General features: G+C 68.3%; 1 protein-coding gene. It reads left to right on the forward strand.

Annotation, left to right across the window (positions count from 1 at the left end; translation table 11 throughout):
• A partial coding sequence (locus tag IE329_RS40065) for a S8 family serine peptidase (protein WP_190215995.1) occupies positions 1-625 on the forward strand: 625 nt, incomplete at both ends.

The following is a 625-nucleotide window of genomic DNA, read 5'->3' on the forward strand; positions in this document are numbered from 1 at the left end:
CCGGCGACGGCCTGGACCAGCGGGTCGACGTGGACGTGGCGGTGATCGACTCCGGGATCGACTACTACCACCCGGACCTCAACGTCGTCCGGCGGGTGAACTGCGTCGGTGTCACCTCCTGCGTGGAGAACGCCGGTGTCGACGACAACGGGCACGGCAGCAACGTGGCCGGGATCGTCGGCGGCCTGGACAACGGCATCGGCTACGTCGGCGTCGCGCCCGGTGCCCGGCTCTGGTCCGTCAAGGCCCTGAACTCCAAGGGCAGCGGCAGCAGCGAGGAGATCGTCAACGCGATCGACTGGGTGACCGCGCACGCCGGCGAGATCGAGGTCGCCAACATCTCGATCGGTTTCGACGGCACCGTCCAGGCGATCAACGACGCGGTGAACCGGGCGATCTCCAAGGGGATCGTGGTGGTGGTCTCGGCCGGCAACGACCACCGGGACGTGTCCAACCAGAGCCCGGCCAACGTGCCGGACGCGATCACCGTCTCCTCGCTCAGCGACGCCGACGGCAAGCCCGGCGGCCTCGGCACCTTCGGCTGGTGCAACAAGAACAACAAGAACACCGACGACACCCTCTCGGACTACAGCAACTTCGGCCGGGGCGTGGACATCGCGGCGCC

The sequence above is a fragment of the Kitasatospora indigofera genome, from assembly GCF_014655955.1.
Lineage (GTDB): Bacteria > Actinomycetota > Actinomycetes > Streptomycetales > Streptomycetaceae > Kitasatospora > Kitasatospora indigofera.